Annotated in this window: 12 protein-coding genes; 5 read left to right on the top strand and 7 right to left on the bottom strand. The window is 71.4% G+C overall.

Going from position 1 to position 16,723, the window contains the following annotated elements; genetic code table 11:
• Nucleotides 1–61: 61 nt before the first annotated feature.
• Nucleotides 62–676 (top strand): 30S ribosomal protein S4, encoded by a 615-nt coding sequence (rpsD, locus tag ACQEVJ_RS30465; protein ID WP_433106961.1) that lies wholly within the window; start codon nucleotides 62–64, stop codon nucleotides 674–676.
• A 49-nt stretch (nucleotides 677–725) separates the two neighbouring features.
• Here the strand turns inward: rpsD and ACQEVJ_RS30460 are convergent, their stop codons facing one another.
• From ACQEVJ_RS30460 to ACQEVJ_RS30450, 3 genes are read right to left on the bottom strand one after another with little or no spacing between them, the layout of a single operon-like run.
• Nucleotides 726–2,102 (bottom strand): hypothetical protein, encoded by a 1,377-nt coding sequence (locus ACQEVJ_RS30460; protein ID WP_433106959.1) that lies wholly within the window; start codon nucleotides 2,100–2,102, stop codon nucleotides 726–728.
• Between the two features lie 21 nt (nucleotides 2,103–2,123).
• Nucleotides 2,124–3,044: a hypothetical protein gene (locus tag ACQEVJ_RS30455; protein WP_433106957.1), complete on the bottom strand. Its 921-nt coding sequence runs from the start codon at nucleotides 3,042–3,044 to the stop codon at nucleotides 2,124–2,126.
• 5 nt (nucleotides 3,045–3,049) lie between these two features.
• The gene (locus ACQEVJ_RS30450; RefSeq protein ID WP_433106955.1) at nucleotides 3,050–3,550 is read right to left on the bottom strand and encodes a hypothetical protein; all 501 of its coding nucleotides are present in this window, start codon (nucleotides 3,548–3,550) and stop codon (nucleotides 3,050–3,052) included.
• Nucleotides 3,551–3,967: 417 nt separating this feature from the next.
• On the opposite strand from ACQEVJ_RS30450, the gene ACQEVJ_RS30445 reads away from it, so the two are divergent.
• On the top strand, nucleotides 3,968–4,528 hold the full coding sequence (locus ACQEVJ_RS30445; protein WP_433106953.1) for an RICIN domain-containing protein: 561 nt from the start codon (nucleotides 3,968–3,970) through the stop codon (nucleotides 4,526–4,528).
• Between the two features lie 63 nt (nucleotides 4,529–4,591).
• Here the strand turns inward: ACQEVJ_RS30445 and ACQEVJ_RS30440 are convergent, their stop codons facing one another.
• Entirely contained in the window at nucleotides 4,592–5,296 is a 705-nt protein-coding gene (locus ACQEVJ_RS30440; RefSeq protein WP_433106951.1) for a GNAT family N-acetyltransferase, read from the bottom strand.
• Nucleotides 5,297–5,642: 346 nt separating this feature from the next.
• Here ACQEVJ_RS30440 and ACQEVJ_RS30435 point away from each other — a divergent pair, with 346 nt between their 5' ends.
• Nucleotides 5,643–6,416: a MerR family transcriptional regulator gene (locus ACQEVJ_RS30435; RefSeq protein ID WP_433106949.1), complete on the top strand. Its 774-nt coding sequence runs from the start codon at nucleotides 5,643–5,645 to the stop codon at nucleotides 6,414–6,416.
• 31 nt (nucleotides 6,417–6,447) lie between these two features.
• Here ACQEVJ_RS30435 and ACQEVJ_RS30430 read toward each other — a convergent pair whose 3' ends face one another.
• Nucleotides 6,448–8,871, bottom strand: a complete 2,424-nt coding sequence (locus ACQEVJ_RS30430; RefSeq protein WP_433113055.1) for a protein kinase domain-containing protein — start codon at nucleotides 8,869–8,871, stop codon at nucleotides 6,448–6,450.
• A 363-nt stretch (nucleotides 8,872–9,234) separates the two neighbouring features.
• Here ACQEVJ_RS30430 and ACQEVJ_RS30425 point away from each other — a divergent pair, with 363 nt between their 5' ends.
• Both ACQEVJ_RS30425 and dnaE read left to right on the top strand, forming a co-directional pair.
• A complete protein-coding gene (locus tag ACQEVJ_RS30425) occupies nucleotides 9,235–10,209 on the top strand; it encodes a chorismate mutase (RefSeq protein ID WP_433106947.1) in 975 nt (324 codons plus the stop codon).
• A gap of 81 nt (nucleotides 10,210–10,290) precedes the next feature.
• Nucleotides 10,291–13,812: a DNA polymerase III subunit alpha gene (dnaE, locus tag ACQEVJ_RS30420; RefSeq protein ID WP_433106945.1), complete on the top strand. Its 3,522-nt coding sequence runs from the start codon at nucleotides 10,291–10,293 to the stop codon at nucleotides 13,810–13,812.
• Between the two features lie 22 nt (nucleotides 13,813–13,834).
• Here dnaE and ACQEVJ_RS30415 read toward each other — a convergent pair whose 3' ends face one another.
• Complete coding sequence (locus tag ACQEVJ_RS30415; RefSeq protein ID WP_433106943.1) at nucleotides 13,835–16,297, bottom strand: ATP-binding protein; 2,463 nt, start codon at nucleotides 16,295–16,297, stop codon at nucleotides 13,835–13,837.
• A 4-nt stretch (nucleotides 16,298–16,301) separates the two neighbouring features.
• The gene (locus ACQEVJ_RS30410; protein ID WP_433106941.1) at nucleotides 16,302–16,679 is read right to left on the bottom strand and encodes a hypothetical protein; all 378 of its coding nucleotides are present in this window, start codon (nucleotides 16,677–16,679) and stop codon (nucleotides 16,302–16,304) included.
• Between the last annotated feature and the right edge of the window lie 44 nt (nucleotides 16,680–16,723).

Here is a 16,723-nt window from a genome sequence, read left to right as displayed (position 1 = left end):
CCTTGATTCAGTAGGTTAGGCTTACCTTAGTAAGGCTTACCTAACTTGAAAAGAGGGTGTCATGCGTTACACGGGACCGAAGGTGCGGCTGTCGCGGCGGGCGGGCGTTCCGCTCACCCGCAAGGCGGTGAAGTACTTCGAGGCCCGGCCCTACCCGCCGGGGGAGCACGGCCGCAAGACCAACCGGCGCAACACCGGCGACTACGGAGTGCGGCTGCTGGAGAAGCAGAAGCTCCGCTGGTACTACGACGTGTCGGAACGCCAGCTCCGCCGCTACTGGGATCTGGCCGTCCGCCGTCCCGGCCGGTCGGGGGAGGAACTGCTGGCGCTGCTGGAGACCCGGCTCGCCTCGCTCGTCCTGCGGGCCGGCCTGGCGCCGTCGATCTACGCCGCCCGGCAGTACGTGAACCACGGGCACATCACGGTTGACGGCCGCAAGGTGGACATCCCGAGCTACCTGGTCAAGCCGGGCCAGTCCGTGGCCGTACGGGAACGGTCGGTCAGGATGCAGCCGTTCGTGGCCGCCGCCGAGGGCACGTACGCGGACGAGCGGATCGCTCCCTACCTGGAGGTCGACCACCAGGGGCTGCGCTTCACCCTGCTGCGGCGCCCGGCACGCGAGGAGATCGTGGTCCCGGTGGACGAGCAGCTCGTGGTCGAGCACTACTCCCGCTGACGTGCTGATGACGGCGGCGTAGCCGGCCGTGCCGGCTACGCCGTGACGGTCAGGAAGAGCGGTTGGTGCCCGCCGGGGTGTTCATGCCGACGGGTGTGGAGGCCGTGGGACGGTCGGCCTGGCAGCGCTGCTTCTCCGATGCGGTCATCGGGCCGGTGCGCTGGTAGACGCGGTCGGACAGTTCGGTGGCCGGGTAGTCCAGGACGGTGTACAGGCGCCACTCGGTGTTCGGGTCGGCGGGAGCGGGATCGGATACGAACCAGCCCTCGGTGCGCCGGCGGCCGGCCTGGGTCTCGATCCAGGAGGCCTCGGAAGACTGGAGGGCCTCGTTCACCGTGTGGGTGCTCGTGGTGGTCCATGACGGGCTGGTCGCGGTTCCGGCGGCGAACTGCTGGGCCATGTTGCCGGGCGTGCCCGTGGTGCCGGGAAGGCCGGCGGTCGCGGGCAGGTCCCCGTAGGAGCGGCCTGCGAAGGTGACCGGGCGCGTGCGGGTCAGCGCGTTGCGGGTGCAGTTGATGTAGGTGTCCCCGTTGATCTGGGCCGGCTCGTAGTACGCATACGAATACTCGTTCTCCGGCTTGAAGACGCACCTGCCCGGAGCGCCGTTGCAGTAGTTCACCGCTTCGCTGACCGGCCTGGCGTCGTTGCCGTAGAAGGCCTGGGAGGGCGGCAGGGCGGTCTTGGGAATGGTCTTGTCGACCGGTGGCGGGACCTGGACCACCCTGACGTCGGCGACCAGCGGGCCGCAGTTGCCGTTGGCGTTGGCGTTGGACGGCACCTTGGAGGTGAAGGTGAGCAGCGGTTCGTGCTCGGAGGCGGTGAAGGTGTAGGTCTGCCCGGTGCGCCACACCCCCTTGCCGAGGGTGTTGAGCTTCTTGTCCGGGTCGGGGGCGGTGGTCCGCTCACTGACCTCGCCCCCCGCGCCCTCGACCGTGTACGACTGGCCCTGGGCGACCGACGCCGGTGTGCAGGCGGCGGCGATTCCGGGGCTGTCGTCGAAGGTGACGGTCACCTGGGCGCCCGCGCGCACCCCGCGCAGCCGCTGCTTGAAACCGTAGGCGGCGGCCGGGAAGCGCAGCATGACGGCCGTCTTGCCGTCGGGATGTCCTGAGTCCGCGCCCGCGTAACGCCCGACTCCTGCGGCGGTGCCGGATCCGGCGGTCGAACCGACGGACCAGCCCTGCACCGGGCTCCAGTTCACGCTCCCGGCGGGAAAGGCGGGCAGGGCGAAGTCGCCGTTGATGACCGCGACCGGCCGGCTGCCCGCGTTTACCGAACTGCCCGCGCTGCCCCAACTACCTGGTGCGTCGGCGTACGCGGGCTGGACAGCCGCGGGCAGGCCGAGGCAGAGGGCCGCGGCGACGCCGGCGGCCGGGACCATGCCGATCCCGGCACGGGTCTGCACGAAGTTCACGATGATCTCCATCACAAGAGGCTGGCGGGACGGTCAGGACGGCCGGAACGGAAGCACGGTCCGCTCCCTGAGCCGGGCTCCCGGCGGCAGCGCGGAGACGGGTGTCAACGCGTCGACGCGGCGACCGGTCTGATTGACGTTGTCGTCCGCGGCGGTCTTGGCGTGCGGATGCACCTGCTCGCAGGTGTTCCCGCCCACGACGAAGGTCTCGGCGACGAAGGTGCTGGTGTTGACGGACGACGGTCCGGTGACGACGACGTTGTGGATCTGCAGGCCGTTCGGCACGGTGATCGTTCCGGCGACGCGTTGCATGGCGGCGCTGGCGCCGAACACCAGGGCGTCCCCGGGCCGTACGACGGTGGTGTAAGTGGTGGACTCGGTCTGCTCGCTGGTCCAGGTGTGCTGGTAGGCGAGCTTGAACGCACCCTCGAAGGCGCCCTTGAGCCCCAGGGAGCCGCCCACCTTGCCGCTGCCGTTCGCGCCGGCCTTGGCGCCGAAGGTCGCGCTCGGGCCCTGCTGCTTGTTGGGGGTGTCGAAGCTGCCGCTGCCTTCGGCGTTCACCCCGGCGGAGACCTCGCCGGAGGCGTTGAGCTGCCCCTCCACTGCGATCTTTCCGGTGATCTCGCCGCCGAGGTTGTCGGTGCTGCCGGTACGCAGGGTGATCTGGCGCGTCACGGTGATCTCGTCGTCGGTGCAGTTGACGGCGGCATTGCCCAGGGACTTGACGGCGCTGTAGAAGTCCCCGGACCCGGCCTTGTCGACGGCGAACCGGCACGCGCCGGGGTGCGCGGCGCAGTATTGGGTCACCGGACGCACGGACGGCAGTGGCGTGTCGCCGTCGAACGCCTGCGCGGCCGGCAGGTCCGGCTCCGAACCGGCGGACGCCGCCACCGGAAGGAACGTGATCAGGGCGGCGGCGGACAGCACCGGCAGCCGCCGGGTCAGAGGTGTCATGGCGCTCACTTGTTCATCAACTCGCACAGGCCGGTCAGCGAGGCCGAGCCGTCGCTGACTTTGAACGCGGCGGGCAGGTCCGCGGCGAAGGTGTCACAGGTGGCGTTCAGCGCCGACGTGGCGTTGTCGGCCGGCGCGGGCTGGAAGGTGTTCAGTTCCTGCTGGACGTCGTCCATCCCCGTCTGCTGCTCGGCGCCGTCGCCGATGAGGTTCCGCATGCACTGCTTGCCCTGCGCGGATCCCGGGGCGCACTGCTCGGCCTTGTCCTTGGCGGCGGCGATGTCCTTCTTGGCCGCATCGGCATCCTTCTTGGCGTCCTCGCGGCCGGAGTCGACGCCCTCCCGGTCCTGCCCGGAGGCGCCGCAGGGTTTCGGTTCCCCGCTCGGGCAGGGCTCGTCCTCCGGTGGGTCCGGCTCCAGTACGGCGGCTCGGGCGGCGGTCGTCACCCCGGCGTGAGCGGGGGCGAAGGCAGAGGCGGCGACGAACGTCGAAGCCAATGTGAGCATGGCGAAAGCGCCAGCCAGGCGAAGATTGCGCATGTCCTTCTTCCGGCAATTCGGAACGGATCAGTCAGGCGTCGAACAGACGCACAGGCACAGACCGTAACCACGCGCAGCCGAAAAGTAAGATCACCACGCCGAGTGTGTCGGGCCCTCACTCGGTAATCCTCGGAGGAGGCGCAACGCCCTGAGGCGGGGCCAATAAGAGGCGACGCACCGTGAAAGCGGGATGCATCTCTCACAAGGCACTCTCAGAGGGGCAAAGGCCCCCATTCAGCGGCGCCATCGGGCCTTGATCACGTCTTTCACGCGCCTTTATGGCCGGAGACCGCGATCCGAGCCGGGACCAAGATTGACTACCGCCAGTGATCCACCAGCGGGATCCCTCCATGCGCTTCCACCGAAAGACAGGGAGATATGCCCATGCCGAACATCAGGCGCTCCGCGCTGATGACCTCGACCGTCGCGTCAGCCATCCTCGTGGTGTTCCCGGCGGCCGCCCACGCGGACACGACCACCTTCAATATGCGCGTAATTAACAAAATGGACGGCAGTCGTCTTTCGCTCTCGGGCGACGCCGTGGCGGAGGGTACGCGTGCTGTCACACTGCGATCTCCCGCCATTCAGCACAGGTCCGCCCGCTGGACGATCATCGAAAAGGACGACGGCTTCCTGCTGATCAAAAACGAGGTCGCCGGCAAGTGTCTTCAGCCCGCCTCCGGCGCCCCGAACGCGGGAGACGCGGTGGTCGTGAAGACGTGCGACGGCTCCCCCCTCCAGGACTGGTCGCGCCGGGACGAGGTGTCCGAGACCAACGTCAACACCGAATGGGGCAGCCTGCGCCCGCGTACCAACACGTCGCTTGCGATAACACTGCAAACCTACGAAGGTTCCGGCACCTGGGACAACATCTACCTCGACCAGGACCAGAACTCGAGCGACAGGCTGTGGCACTTCACCCGGCCCGACGCCATCGTGTGGTGACACCCCCGGACGTCGGTCCGCTACCGCACGGTGCCATCCACGCTGCCACCACGGTGTCATCCATCACGGCGTCCGGAACCCGCGGAACGTCACGCGCTTTCTGACCACGAAGCCGAGACGCTCGTAGAGCGCGATCGCATGGGTGTTGGCTTCGGCGACGTGGATGAACGGGCGCTCGTTCCGAGCCGCGATACGTGTGACCAGGGCGCGCACCAGGCGGGAGGCGTGACCTCGCCCGCGGGCTTCGGGGGCGGTGCAGACGGCGCTGATCTCGGTCCATCCAGGCGGGCGGAGCCGTTCGCCCGCCATGGCGACCAAGGTGCCGTTCTCGCGGATACCCAGATAGGTGCCGAGTTCGTGAGTGCGGGGCCAGAACGGTCCCGGACGGGTCCGCGCAGTGAGATCGAGCATCTCAGGCACGTCGCCGACGCCCAGCTCGACTACCCCCGAGTCGGGCTCGGCGTCGGCGGGACCGGGGTGGCCGCCCGCGAGATAGATCATCTGGAAACCGTCGAGAGTGAAGACCGGCTCCCAGTCCGCGGGCGGGGTCGCCGGGCAGCTGAACAGATCGGCGAACTCGCCGCGGCCGAGCAATCGCGCGAGGTCGGCCCACTCCGCCGGGTCCGGGTCGGCGGACACGGTGGAGAAGGTCGCGACTTCCGGCAGGTAGCCGGCCGCCCGGCCGATCCGACGGGCCAGGTGCGCGTGGTGGCCGCGGAGCGACTCACCGACCGGGTCGTCGAGTGCGACGGCGTCGCGGTCGAGCATTGTTCTGTGCCTCTCGTGTCGTGCGCGCGGGAGAGCCGGCGACTGCCGGCGCTATGCCACGCGAGCCCACACTCTAGGTCACCTGTCGAGGAAGTGGCCGCTGCCGAGGTCGTCGATGAGGCCGGGGTGGGTCGGCCGCCAGCCCAGCAGTTCGCGGCGCGTTCGAGGCGGGCATGTCGAGCCCGAGGAAGCGGGCCAGGAAGCCGAAGTGGGCCTCCGCGCCCGCGACCGCAACCGCCTCGTGGCGGCCTTCCGCACGTACGCCCGAGCCCATCTCACGGGCCTCTGCTGATCGGCGCTCCCGGGGCTTGAACCTCCCGCCGCGGGAGGTCGTAGCGTTTCGGGCGTGATCGGGGCAGACGACGCCGGACGGCGATGGTCGATCGGCGAGCTGGCGCGGGCGACCGGGGTGACGGTGCGCGCGCTGTACCACTACGACGAGATCGGGCTGCTGAGCGCGAGCGAGCGCACGCCCGCCGGGCACCGCCGGTACACCGAGCGCGACCTGCGGCGGTTGTACCGCGTCCGCGCCCTGCGGGCGCTCGGTCTGTCGCTGGAGGAGATCGCGGGTGTTCTCGACGGCGCGGCGGACGACCCCGAGTCGATGCGCGACCTGCTGACGGCGCAGTTGCGCAGGCTCGACGAGCACGCCGAGCTGATCGGGGAGCTGCGCCGGCGGATCCGCGGCCTGCTCCGGCAGGCCGGCGACTCGTCTCGCCCCGATCCGGATCAATTGATGACCACGTTGGAGTTGATGTCGGTGTTCGAGACGTATTTCACAGCAGAGCAGCGCGAGCGGCTGGCCGAGCGCAGGGACGCGCTGGGCGGCGAGGGCGTCGAAGCGGCCAAGCACGAGTGGGCGGGGCTGGTCGAGGAGGGCCTGCGGCTCGTCGAGACCGGCGTGCCCGCGGAGGACGAGCGCGCCCGGGACCTCGTACGCCGCTGGGACGCGCTGGCGGCCGGGTTCCACCCCGACGGACCGGACGGCGAGCGGACCAGGGCGGCGGCCCGCAGGATGTGGCGGGACAACAGCGCGGAGATCGGCCGGAGCCTGCCCTGGCCGGCCGAGCGGATGGCCGGCCTGGTGGCCTACCTGGAGCAGGCCCGCCAGGCCGGTTGAGCGACCTGGCGGATGTCGCGCCCGGCCCCCGCTACTTCGCCGGCTTGAAGGTGGCGGCGACGGTCTCGAAGAGCTCCTTCTTCTTCTTCCAGTCCTTGTCCTGGGTCTTGAAGAGCAGCGCGTAGCCGTTGTGCTTGTCGGTGACGAAGCCGCGATCGATCACCCGTGACCGGTAGCGGCTGTCGCCGAAGGTGAACTCCCAGTCGGCCGCGGTCTTCCAGTAACCCTTGACCTCTCTGATCTCGATGAGCTTGTAGCCGGGGAAGTTCCCGCTCATGCCCGGCACATCGCGCCGCCAGACCTTCAGAGCGTCCGACTCGGGACTGGAGGTGTGGTGAACCTCCAGGTAGGTGTGGTCGTCCCCGCGGAAGCGAACCTCGCCGTTGCCCCTGCCGTCGACGTGCCACCCCTTCGGCAGGGCGAGCGAGAACCCGCTCGAGTGCTTGTACTTGTGCCAGCCCTCGGGGACGTCGGCCGGCTCGGAGGTCTCGGGGCTCGGGGAGGACTCGGGGGACGGGGACGTCGTCGCCCCGTCCGAGGCGGACGCGGACGGCTCGCCGGAGGAAGGCGCGGCCGAGGAGGGCGCCGAGGTGGAGGGATCCTTGGTGGTCTTCCCCGTCGTCGCCGGGCCCGACCCGGCGGCGGTCTCGTCCCCCGAGCCGTTCTCGCCCGCCAGCAGGCCGAGGTAGCCCGCGACGCCCGCGATGACCAGCAGCGCGGGGATGAGGATCAACGCGACCTTCAGCGTGCCGTTCGACGACCGCGGTGGGGCCGGGGTGGTGGTGGGCACCTCGTGCCACGCCGCCTCGCCCTGCGGGGGCACCGTCGCAGGCGCCTGCCTCAGCCCGGCGATCGGGCTCCCGGCGGCCGCGATCCCGGCGGCGCCCGAGGCGTCCTGTGCCCGGTCCGCCGTGGCGGCACGCCGCTCATCGCCCGCGCCCGGCACGGACCCGCGGCTCGCGGGGGACCGGGACGTCTCGGTGCCGTCCGCTCCGGCGCGGTCGCCCGTCCGCTCCGTACGGCTGTCGCCCCCGGCCCCGGAGCCGGTGGAGGCGGACGACGCCGAACCCGCCGCGCCCTTCGGCGTGGCGCTCGTGACGGAAGCCGCCGAGAGCGACCCCTCGCCGGAGGAGGTGCCGGAATCCTTCGTCTTCCCGGAGGCGACGGCGGGGGCGATCTTGGTGGAGCCGTCCTGGATGCCGGCTTCCGCCGCTGCCGGACCGCCTTCCTTCCCGGGCTTCTCCCTCGCGGGGGTGCCGCTGGAGGGCGTCGTACGGGCGGGCGGGGCGGCCTGCGCGCCGGTCTCCGGCATGGACGCCGGCGCGTTCCCGGCCTTTCCCTGAGCCGGGCCGCCCTCCTGCTCCGGTGCCAATTCGTCGCGTATGACCGGGAGGGGCGAGGTGATCTCGCCGGGGCCCGCGGCGTCGCTTCCGGCATCGGCCCCGCTGCCGTCGCGCTCGGCCGCCGCTCCCTCGCCTGCGGGCGTACGGCCCGATCCCGCCGCCTCGTCGCGCTCCGCGGGCGTCGCGGGACGCTCGTCGCGGCGGGCGGAGGACACGGGCGGGTACGGCGCCGCGCCCCGTGACGCATTGCCCTGGCGGGAGGCGGGCGTTTCCGGCTTCGCGTCCTCCGGCGTCGTGGGCCGCGGCGAAGCAGGCTCGGCGGGCGCGGCGGCGGGCTGGGTCAGCTCCCGCGACGCCCGCTTGAGCAGCCGCGTCAGTTCGTCGTAGCCGGGCCGGTCGGCGGGCTCCTTGCCGAGCATCCCCAGCAGCACGGGACCCAGCGCGCCCGCGCGCCGCGGCGGGGCCGGGGCATCGTTCAGCACGGCGTGCATGGTGGCCATCGCCATGCCCCGGTCGTGCGGGGGCTTGCCCTCCACCGCCGTGTAGAGCGTGGCGCCGAGCGACCACAGGTCCGACTCACGCTGCGCGGCCTCGCCGCGGAGCCGTTCCGGGGCGATGAAGGCGGGGGTGCCGACGAGGCCGGTGCGGGTCATGGTGGAGTCGGCTTCGAGCCTGGCGATGCCGAAGTCGGTCAGGACCACCCGGCCGTCGTCGGTGAGCAGCACGTTCTCGGGCTTGACGTCGCGGTGCAGCACGCCCTGGCGGTGGGCGGCGCGCAGCGCGTCGAGGATCTGCAGGCCGATCTCGACGGTGCGCTCGGGGGGCAGCGGGCCGTCCTCCCTGATCACCTGCCCGAGCGAGCGGGACGGCACCAGCTGCATGATGATCCAGGGCCGGTCGTCCTCTTCGATCACGTCGTGGACGACCACCACGTTCGGGTGGGTGAGGCGGCCGGCGGCCCGGGCCTCGCGCATGGTCCGGCGATTGAGGTCGCTGAGCTCGTCGCCCATGGCGCTGTCGTAGCGGACCTCCTTGACCGCGACCGCGCGGTCCAGCAACTGGTCGTGGGCGCGCCAGACGACGCCCATGCCACCTCGGCCGATCGGCTCCATCAACTGGTACCGGCCTCCGACGAGCCGGCCTTCCGCACGCGACACTCGAACCCCTTCCTGGACCCATGAATCGTCCCACGGATGGCAAAGGGATCAACCGCGTCCATGACGGGCGATCCCGGAATCCGAGACAGATCGGTTCGAGTCGTGGCCCGTCGCTGCTAAGGTCCTTGTTATGGGTAGGTACAGCTCGTTTACGAGGCCGGCTCCGGGAGGGCCGGTCGCGTGACGTGAGCTAGCGACCATCCGGAGCCGGCCTGAGGCAGGGACGCCAGCGTCTCTGCCTTTTTCGTTCTCGGAAGTCCGATCTCAGCCCCATGTCAGACGGCCGGTTCCGCGGGGCCGGTCCACGGAGGAGCCCACATGTCGAAGGCAGCCCAACTCGACCGCGACGCCGTACGGATCGGCGATCTCGTGATCGGCGACGGGCTTCCCGTTGTGGTCATCGGGGGGCAGGACGCCCGCTGGCTGCGCCTGCGCGGCGACGGCGGCCCTCCCGGCGACGGGGTGGGCCCGGCGCGGGACACCTCGGGGGACGGAGCGATCGCCGAGGCCAGGGCGCGCTGGGCGGGCCCGCTGCTGGTGGAGCCCGCCTCTGTCGCCGACCTGCCCGCCGTGGCCCGGCACGCCGACGGGGTGGTGGTCGGGGCGGCCTGGGCGGGCGACCCCGATCTCGTCCGCGCGGCGGCCAGGCTCGGGCTCCCCGTCGTCCTCCAGCGGGGAATCGTCCAGCACGGGCGCGCGGCGACGCTGGAGGAGTGGCTGGCCGCGGTGGACGACTGCGCGGCCGAGGGCAACGAGGCGGTCGTGCTCTGTGAGAGCGGCGGGCGCAGCGAGCCGGAGGACGCCGCGCCCGACCTCGGGCTCATGCGCGCCGCGCGGGAGCGCGCCGGCCGCCCGGTGCTCGCCGGGCTGGGCGGCGACGGCGGGCTGGCGGACGCGGCGGTGGCGGCGGGGGCGGACGGCCTGCTGGTCGGCCCGGGCGCGCCCGCGGGGGCCCTCGCGGCGGCGCAGGACGCGGTGACCGTCATGGCGGCGCTCGTACGGCCGGGGGATCCCGAGACCCTCGACGCCGCCCGGGCCGCGATCGACCGGGTGGACGCGGCCCTCGCCACGCTCCTCGAACGCCGGGCCGCGCTGGCCGGGCGGATCCAGCGGCTCAAGCCGGTCGGCGGGTTCCGGGGGCGGGACATGGAGCGCGAGCGGCGCCTCGTGGCGGCCATGGCCCGCCGGGCCCCCAGCCTCGGCGCGGGGCTGCTCGCCCCCATCATGAACGCCGTGATCGAGGCCGGGTTGCGCCTGTCGGAGGAGAAGCGGGACGGCGAGGAACGGAGATAGGATTCTGTTTCACCTGAATCCCACTGGTTCGCGATCACGACGGTAGGCTCCGGTCCGCGGCCCGGTGACGATGGGGGTCGCATGGGTGATTCGTTTGTTCATCTGCACGTCCACAGCGAGTATTCGATGCTCGACGGAGCGGCGCGGCTGAAGCAGATGTTCAAACTCGTGGGCGAGCTGGAGATGCCCGCGATCGCGATCACCGACCACGGCAACATGCACGGCGCCTACGACTTCTACAAGCAGGCGACCGGCGCAGGGGTGAAGCCCATCCTCGGCATCGAGGCGTACGTCGCGCCCGAGTCGCGGATGCAGAAGAAGCCGGTGCTGTGGGGCGAGCCCCACCAGGAGAGCGACGACGTGTCGGCGGGTGGCTGTTACACCCACATGACCATCTGGGCGCGCGACAAGACCGGGTTGCACAACCTGATGAAGCTCAGCTCGCGCGCCTACACCGAGGGCTTCGTCCGCAAGTGGGCCCGGATGGACGCCGACATCCTCGCCGAGCACGCCGAGGGCCTGATGGCCACCACTGGCTGCCCGTCCGGAGAGGTGCAGACCCGGCTGCGGCTCGGCCAGTACGACGAGGCGCTCAAGGCCGCCGCGAAGTTCCAGGAGATCTTCGGGAAGGACGACTACTTCCTGGAGATCATGGACCACGGCCTCGACATCGAGCGGCGGGTCCGCGACGGCCTGGTCCGGATCAGCCGCGAGCTGGACATCCCCCCGGTGGTCACCAACGACTCCCACTACACCTACGAGTCGGACGCCGCCGGCCACGACGCCCTCCTGTGCGTGCAGACCGGCAAGCAGCTCGGCGACCCCGACCGGTTCCGGTTCGACGGCACCGGCTACTACCTCAAGACCGCCGACGAGATGCGCGCGCTCGACTCCTCCGGCATCTGGCAGGAGGGGTGCCGCAACACGCTGCTGGTGGCCGAGAAGATCGAGCCCGAGGGCTTCTTCCCCTACCGCAACCTGATGCCGACCTACCCGATCCCGGAGGGATTGTCGGAGGAGGAGTACTTCCGGCAGCAGGTCTGGGAGGGCATGAAGCGCCGCTTCCCCGGCGGCGTGGACGAGGAGCACCGCACCTGGGTCGAGAACGAGCTCGGCGTCATCCTCCAGATGGGCTTCCCGAGCTACTTCCTCGTGGTCGCCGACTTCATCATGTGGGCCAAGAACAGCGGCATCCGGGTCGGTCCCGGCCGTGGCTCGGCCGCCGGCTCGCTGGTCGCGTACGCGCTGGGCATCACCGACCTCGACCCGATCCCGCACGGCCTGATCTTCGAGCGGTTCCTCAACCCCGAGCGTGTCTCGATGCCCGACATCGACGTCGACTTCGACGAGCGCCGGCGCGCCGACGTGATCCGCTACGTGACCGAGAAGTGGGGCGCCGACAAGGTCGCCATGATCGCCACGTTCGGCACCATCAAGGCGAAGGCGGCCGTGAAGGACGCGGGCCGCGTCCTCGGCTACCCGTACGCGCTGGGCGACCGCATCTCCAAGGCGTTCCCCCCGGCGGTGACGGGCAAGGACATCCCGCTGTCGGGCATCTTCGACTCCGGCCACCCGCGCTACAACGAGGCGGGCGAGCTGCGCAAGCTGTACGAGGAGGACGTCGACGTCAAGTCGACGATCGACCTCGGGCGCGGCCTGGAGGGCCTGATCCGGCAGACCGGCGTGCACGCCGCGGGCGTCATCATGTCGGCCGAGCCGCTGACCGACCACATCCCGATCATGCGCCGCGACTCCGACGGCGCGATCATCACGCAGTTCGACTACCCGACCTGCGAGACGCTCGGCCTGCTGAAGATGGACTTCCTGGGCCTGCGCAACCTCACGATCATCGACGACTGCCTGAAGATGATCGAGGGCAACACCGGGAACACGATCGAGCCGCTCGATCTCCCGCCCGACGACACCAAGACGTACGAGCTGCTGGCCAAGGGCGACACGCTCGGCATCTTCCAGCTGGACGGCGGCGGCATGCGCACGCTGCTGCGGCTGATGAAGCCCGACAACTTCGAGGACATCTCCGCGGCCCTCGCGCTCTACCGGCCCGGCCCGATGGGCGCCAACTCGCACACCAACTACGCCCTGCGCAAGAACGGCCAGCAGGAGATCATCCCGATCCACCCCGAGCTGGAGGAACCGCTCAAGGACATCCTCAACACGACCTACGGCCTGATCGTCTATCAGGAGCAGGTCATGGCCATCGCGCAGAAGGTGGCCGACTACACGCTCGGCGGCGCCGACCTGCTCCGCCGCGCCATGGGCAAGAAGAAGAAGTCCGAGCTGGACAAGCAGTTCGAGTTCTTCGAGAAGGGCATGAAGGAGAACGGGTTCTCCGCGGCGGCCGTCAAGGCCCTGTGGGACATCCTTCTCCCGTTCTCCGACTACGCGTTCAACAAGGCCCACACCGCCGGATACGGCCTGGTGTCGTACTGGACCGCCTATCTCAAGGCCAACTACCCGGCCGAGTACATGGCGGCGCTGCTGACCAGCGTCAAGGACGACAAGGACAAGTCGGCGCTCTACCTCAACGAGTGCCGCCGCATGGGCGTCAAGGTTCTCCCGCCGGACGTCAACGACTCCGACTTCGACTTCACCCCGCGCGGCACCGGCATCCGGTTCGGCCTGTCGGCCATCCGCAACGTCGGCGCGAACGTCGTGGACGGGATCATCGCGACGCGCAAGGAGAAGAGCAGGTTCACCGACTTCAAGGACTTCCTGCGCAAGGTCCCTGCGATCGTCTGCAACAAGCGCGTCATCGAGTCGCTGATCAAGTCGGGCGCGTTCGACTCGTTCGGGCACGTGCGCAAGGGCCTGCTCATGGTGCACGAGCAGGCCGTCGACGCGATCACCGACATCAAGAAGAACGAGGCGATCGGCCAGGACTCGCTGTTCGGCGCGATCGACGGCGCCGAGGACCAGACCTTCGACGTGCAGATCCCGCCGGGGGAGTGGGACAAGACGACGCTGCTGCAGTTCGAGCGGGAGATGCTCGGCCTGTACGTCTCCGACCACCCGCTGTTCGGCGTCGAGCACATCCTGTCGGCGGGCGCCGACTGCTCGATCGCCGCGCTGCAGGACGACAGCCGCCCCGACGGGCAGGTCGTCACGGTCGGCGGCATCCTGTCGGGCCTGCAGCGGAAGGTGACCAAGAAGGGCGACACCTGGGTCCTCACCATGCTGGAGGACCTGGAGGGCTCCATCGAGGTCATGATCTTCCCGTCGGCCTACCAGCTCTGCGCGACCGTGCTCGCCGAGGACGCGATCGTCTTCGTCAAGGGCAGGATCGACAAGCGGGAGGACGTCGCGAAGATCATCGCGATGGAGGTGACCGCGCCGGACCTCACCGTCGAGTCGGGCGGGCCGCTGGTGGTGAGCATGCCGATCAACCGCTGCACGCCGGCCGTCGTCGGCCGGCTCAAGGAGGTGCTCACCACCCACCCCGGGACCACGGAGGTCCACCTTCAGGTGCACAACGGGCCGCGTACGACGGTCATGCGGCTGGACGACCGGCTCCGCGTGAGCCCGTCAGCCGCCCTGATGGGCGACCTCAAGCAACTGCTCGGCCCGGCCTGCCTCGCCGGTTGACCGGCCGCCGCCGTCCCACGTCTCAGCCGACGTTGCAGCCGGGGATGAGTACGTCGCCGAGGCGTCCGTCGTCGCCGCGCAGCACGGCGTGCGGAAGGTCGTCCACCCAGTCGCGCACCGGCTCGGACTCGTCGCCGGTACACGCCTCCCGGCGGGGTGGCTCCGTACGGCCCGCCTGCGACAGGGCGCGCACCTCCCGGCACTCCCGCTCGGCGGCGAGATCCTCGAAGATCGACAGCGCCTCGGCCAGGCTGCGGCCGGCCTCCTCCGGCCCGGCCGCCAGGCCGAGCGCCGTCAGCGCCCGGGCCCGGTGGTAGGGGTCGCCCAGTTCCGCGAACAGCTCGACCGCGCGCCGGCCCCACGCGAGAGCGGACGGTGCGTGGCAGACCGGGCACCTGTTCCGGTAGGCCGTGCACAGGTTCATGAAGATCATCGCCTGCGCGTGACGATCGTCGAGGTCCCGTGCGGCGGCGAGGGCGGCGCACAACTGCCAGAGGATGTAGGTGGGCGTGCGGTCCGGGCGGCCCGCCAGGTAGGTGAGCGCGAGATTGACCCGCGCGTGCATGAGAGCGGTCCGGTTGCCCAGCCCGAGTCCGTCGAGCCGCTGGAGCAGCGTGACGGCCTCGGTCAGCACCCGGGCCGCCTCCGGGTGACGCCGCCTCGCGCGCAGCGCGTCCCCCAGCGCGACGGCCGCCTGCGCCCTGCCGCGAAGGTCGCCCGCGAGGGCGCAGATGCGGCGGTCGCGGCGGTGGCAGGCCTCCGCCTTGGCCAGGGCTCCCATCCGCAGGTACGTCAGTCCGAGGTTGTGCAGCACCGGGCTGCGGGCGCGGTCGTCGCGCGCCAGGCCGAGGGCCGTGCGCAACTGGGCGGCGGACTCGTCGTAGCGGTGAGCGAGGCGGTAGGCGTTGCCCAGAGTCACGGCCGCCGCGAGCGCGGCGCCGGGCCCGAGCCTCATCGCCGCCTCCACGGCGGCCAGGGCCGTGGCGATCCACTCGTCGGTGCGACGGCGGAACTCGAAGTAGGGGGCGAGGTCCACCGCGAGTGCGTGCGACCGCGCCCAGTCGCCGCGCCCGGCGGCGGCGGTGACGGCCGCCACGAGCGTGCGTCCCTCGGCGTCCAGCCACGTCACGGCCTCCTCCCGGGAGGCGAACGTCGCCTCCCGCCGGGCGTGTCCTTCCCGCCGTGCCTGGGCCTCCGGAAGGGACAGCCACGCTCCGGCCGCACGGGCCCGGGAGCAGCAGTGGCCGAGGAGCCGGTCCGACGCCTCCTCATGCCGGTCGGGCCCCGCCTGGTCGCGGGCCCGCTCCTCGGCGTACAGGCGGACGAGGTCGTGCATGCGCCACCGGCCGTACGCGCCGCCGCGCTCGACGAGATGCGCGCGGTGCAGGGCCTCCAGGAGGCGGCGGGCACGTCGCGGCTCGCGGTCCGCGACGACGGCGGCGGCGTCGGTGGACAGGTCGGGGCCGGGGGCGGCGGTCATCAGCCGGAACAGCCGGGCCTCCTCCGCGTCCAAGCGGCGGTAGGACAGCTCGAAGGCCGCGCGCACCCCGCGGTCCTCGTACGACAGCTCGTCGAGCCGGGTCGCGGCCTCCTCCAGGTCCTCGGCCATCGCCCGCAGGGGACGGGCGGGATCGGCGGCCAGGAGCGCGGCCACGATCCGCGCGGCCAGCGGAAGCCCTCCGCACAGACCGGCGATGTCCGCCGCGGCGGCGGGCTCCCGGGCGACCCGGGTGTCGGCGTCGCCGAGCGCCAGGCGAAGCGCGCGGGCCAGGAGTTCGACGGCCGCGCCGGGCGCGAGCATGCCGAGGTCGAGGATGCGCGCCCCCACGTCCAGCGTGTGCCTGGAGGTGATCAGGACCTTCCCTGCGCCCGGCAGCAGCGGCCTGACCTGCTCGGCCGAGGAGGCGTTGTCGAGGACCAGCAGGATCGGCCGGCCCTGCTCGGCGTACGCGTCGAGCACCGTCGCGAAGAGCCGGGCCCGGTCCTGGGTCTCGGGAGGGACGCGTTCGGGGTCCAGCCCCAGCGCCCGCAGCAGCTCTCCGAGCACCTCGCCCGGCCGTGCGCAGCATTGCCGCCCTTGTCCGGTCCGATCGTGCTGTCCGGGGTGGTTGTGGTCTTCGGGGTGGCACGGCAGGTCGGCGTAGCCCTGGAGGTCGGTGAACAGCACGCCGCCGGGGAACCAGCCGCGCTCTCGCGCGAGGTGCGCGGCCTGCAGGGCCAGCTCGGTCTTGCCGGCTCCGCCGAGACCCGTGACGAGGGCCGTGCGCGGGTGGTCCGGCTCGGCGCGCGTGCTGTCCCCAGCCGGGTCGAGCAGGTCGAGCAGCGTGGCCAGCTCGTCGTCCCTGCCGGTGAAGGCCTCCGCCCGCGGGGGCGCCCCGGACAGTGCCGGGGTCACCTGCGGGGGAAGCCGGACGGTGACGGTGTGGCCCTGGATCACCGCGTTGAGGAAGAGCCCGCCGCTGATCGTGTTGCGGGTCGCGGCCACGCGTTCAGTCCTTCCCCGCGCGCTCGTCCGGCACGGCCGGGCGGGGACCGGAGACGACCGGCCCGGTGATCGTGTGCCCCTGGATGACCGGGCCGTGGATCGTGCCGCCGCTGATCTCGTTGTGCACCGCGGTGCGCACGTCGCCGCTCACCGCTCCCGCGCCGCTCGCCGGTGCGTGCGCCTCCTGCCGGCGCGCCAGCAGCAGTCCCCAGACCCCGACGCCCAGGCCCGCCAGGCCGACGAAGAGCCCGATGACGCTCGCGAGCTTGTCGGCCTTGTCGAGGCCCACCGAGGAGAGGTACACGGCGAGCGCCGAGCCGGCGCCGAGCGCGGCGATCCCGCCGGCCCATGTGAGAACACGTGTGAGAACACGTCCGCGCATGCCCCCATCATCGCCCTCCGCCCCCCTTCGCGGCAGGCACGACG

This window comes from Microbispora sp. CA-102843 (assembly GCF_050936215.1).
Classification (GTDB): domain Bacteria; phylum Actinomycetota; class Actinomycetes; order Streptosporangiales; family Streptosporangiaceae; genus Microbispora.
This window is presented reverse-complemented; position numbering and strand designations above follow the sequence as displayed.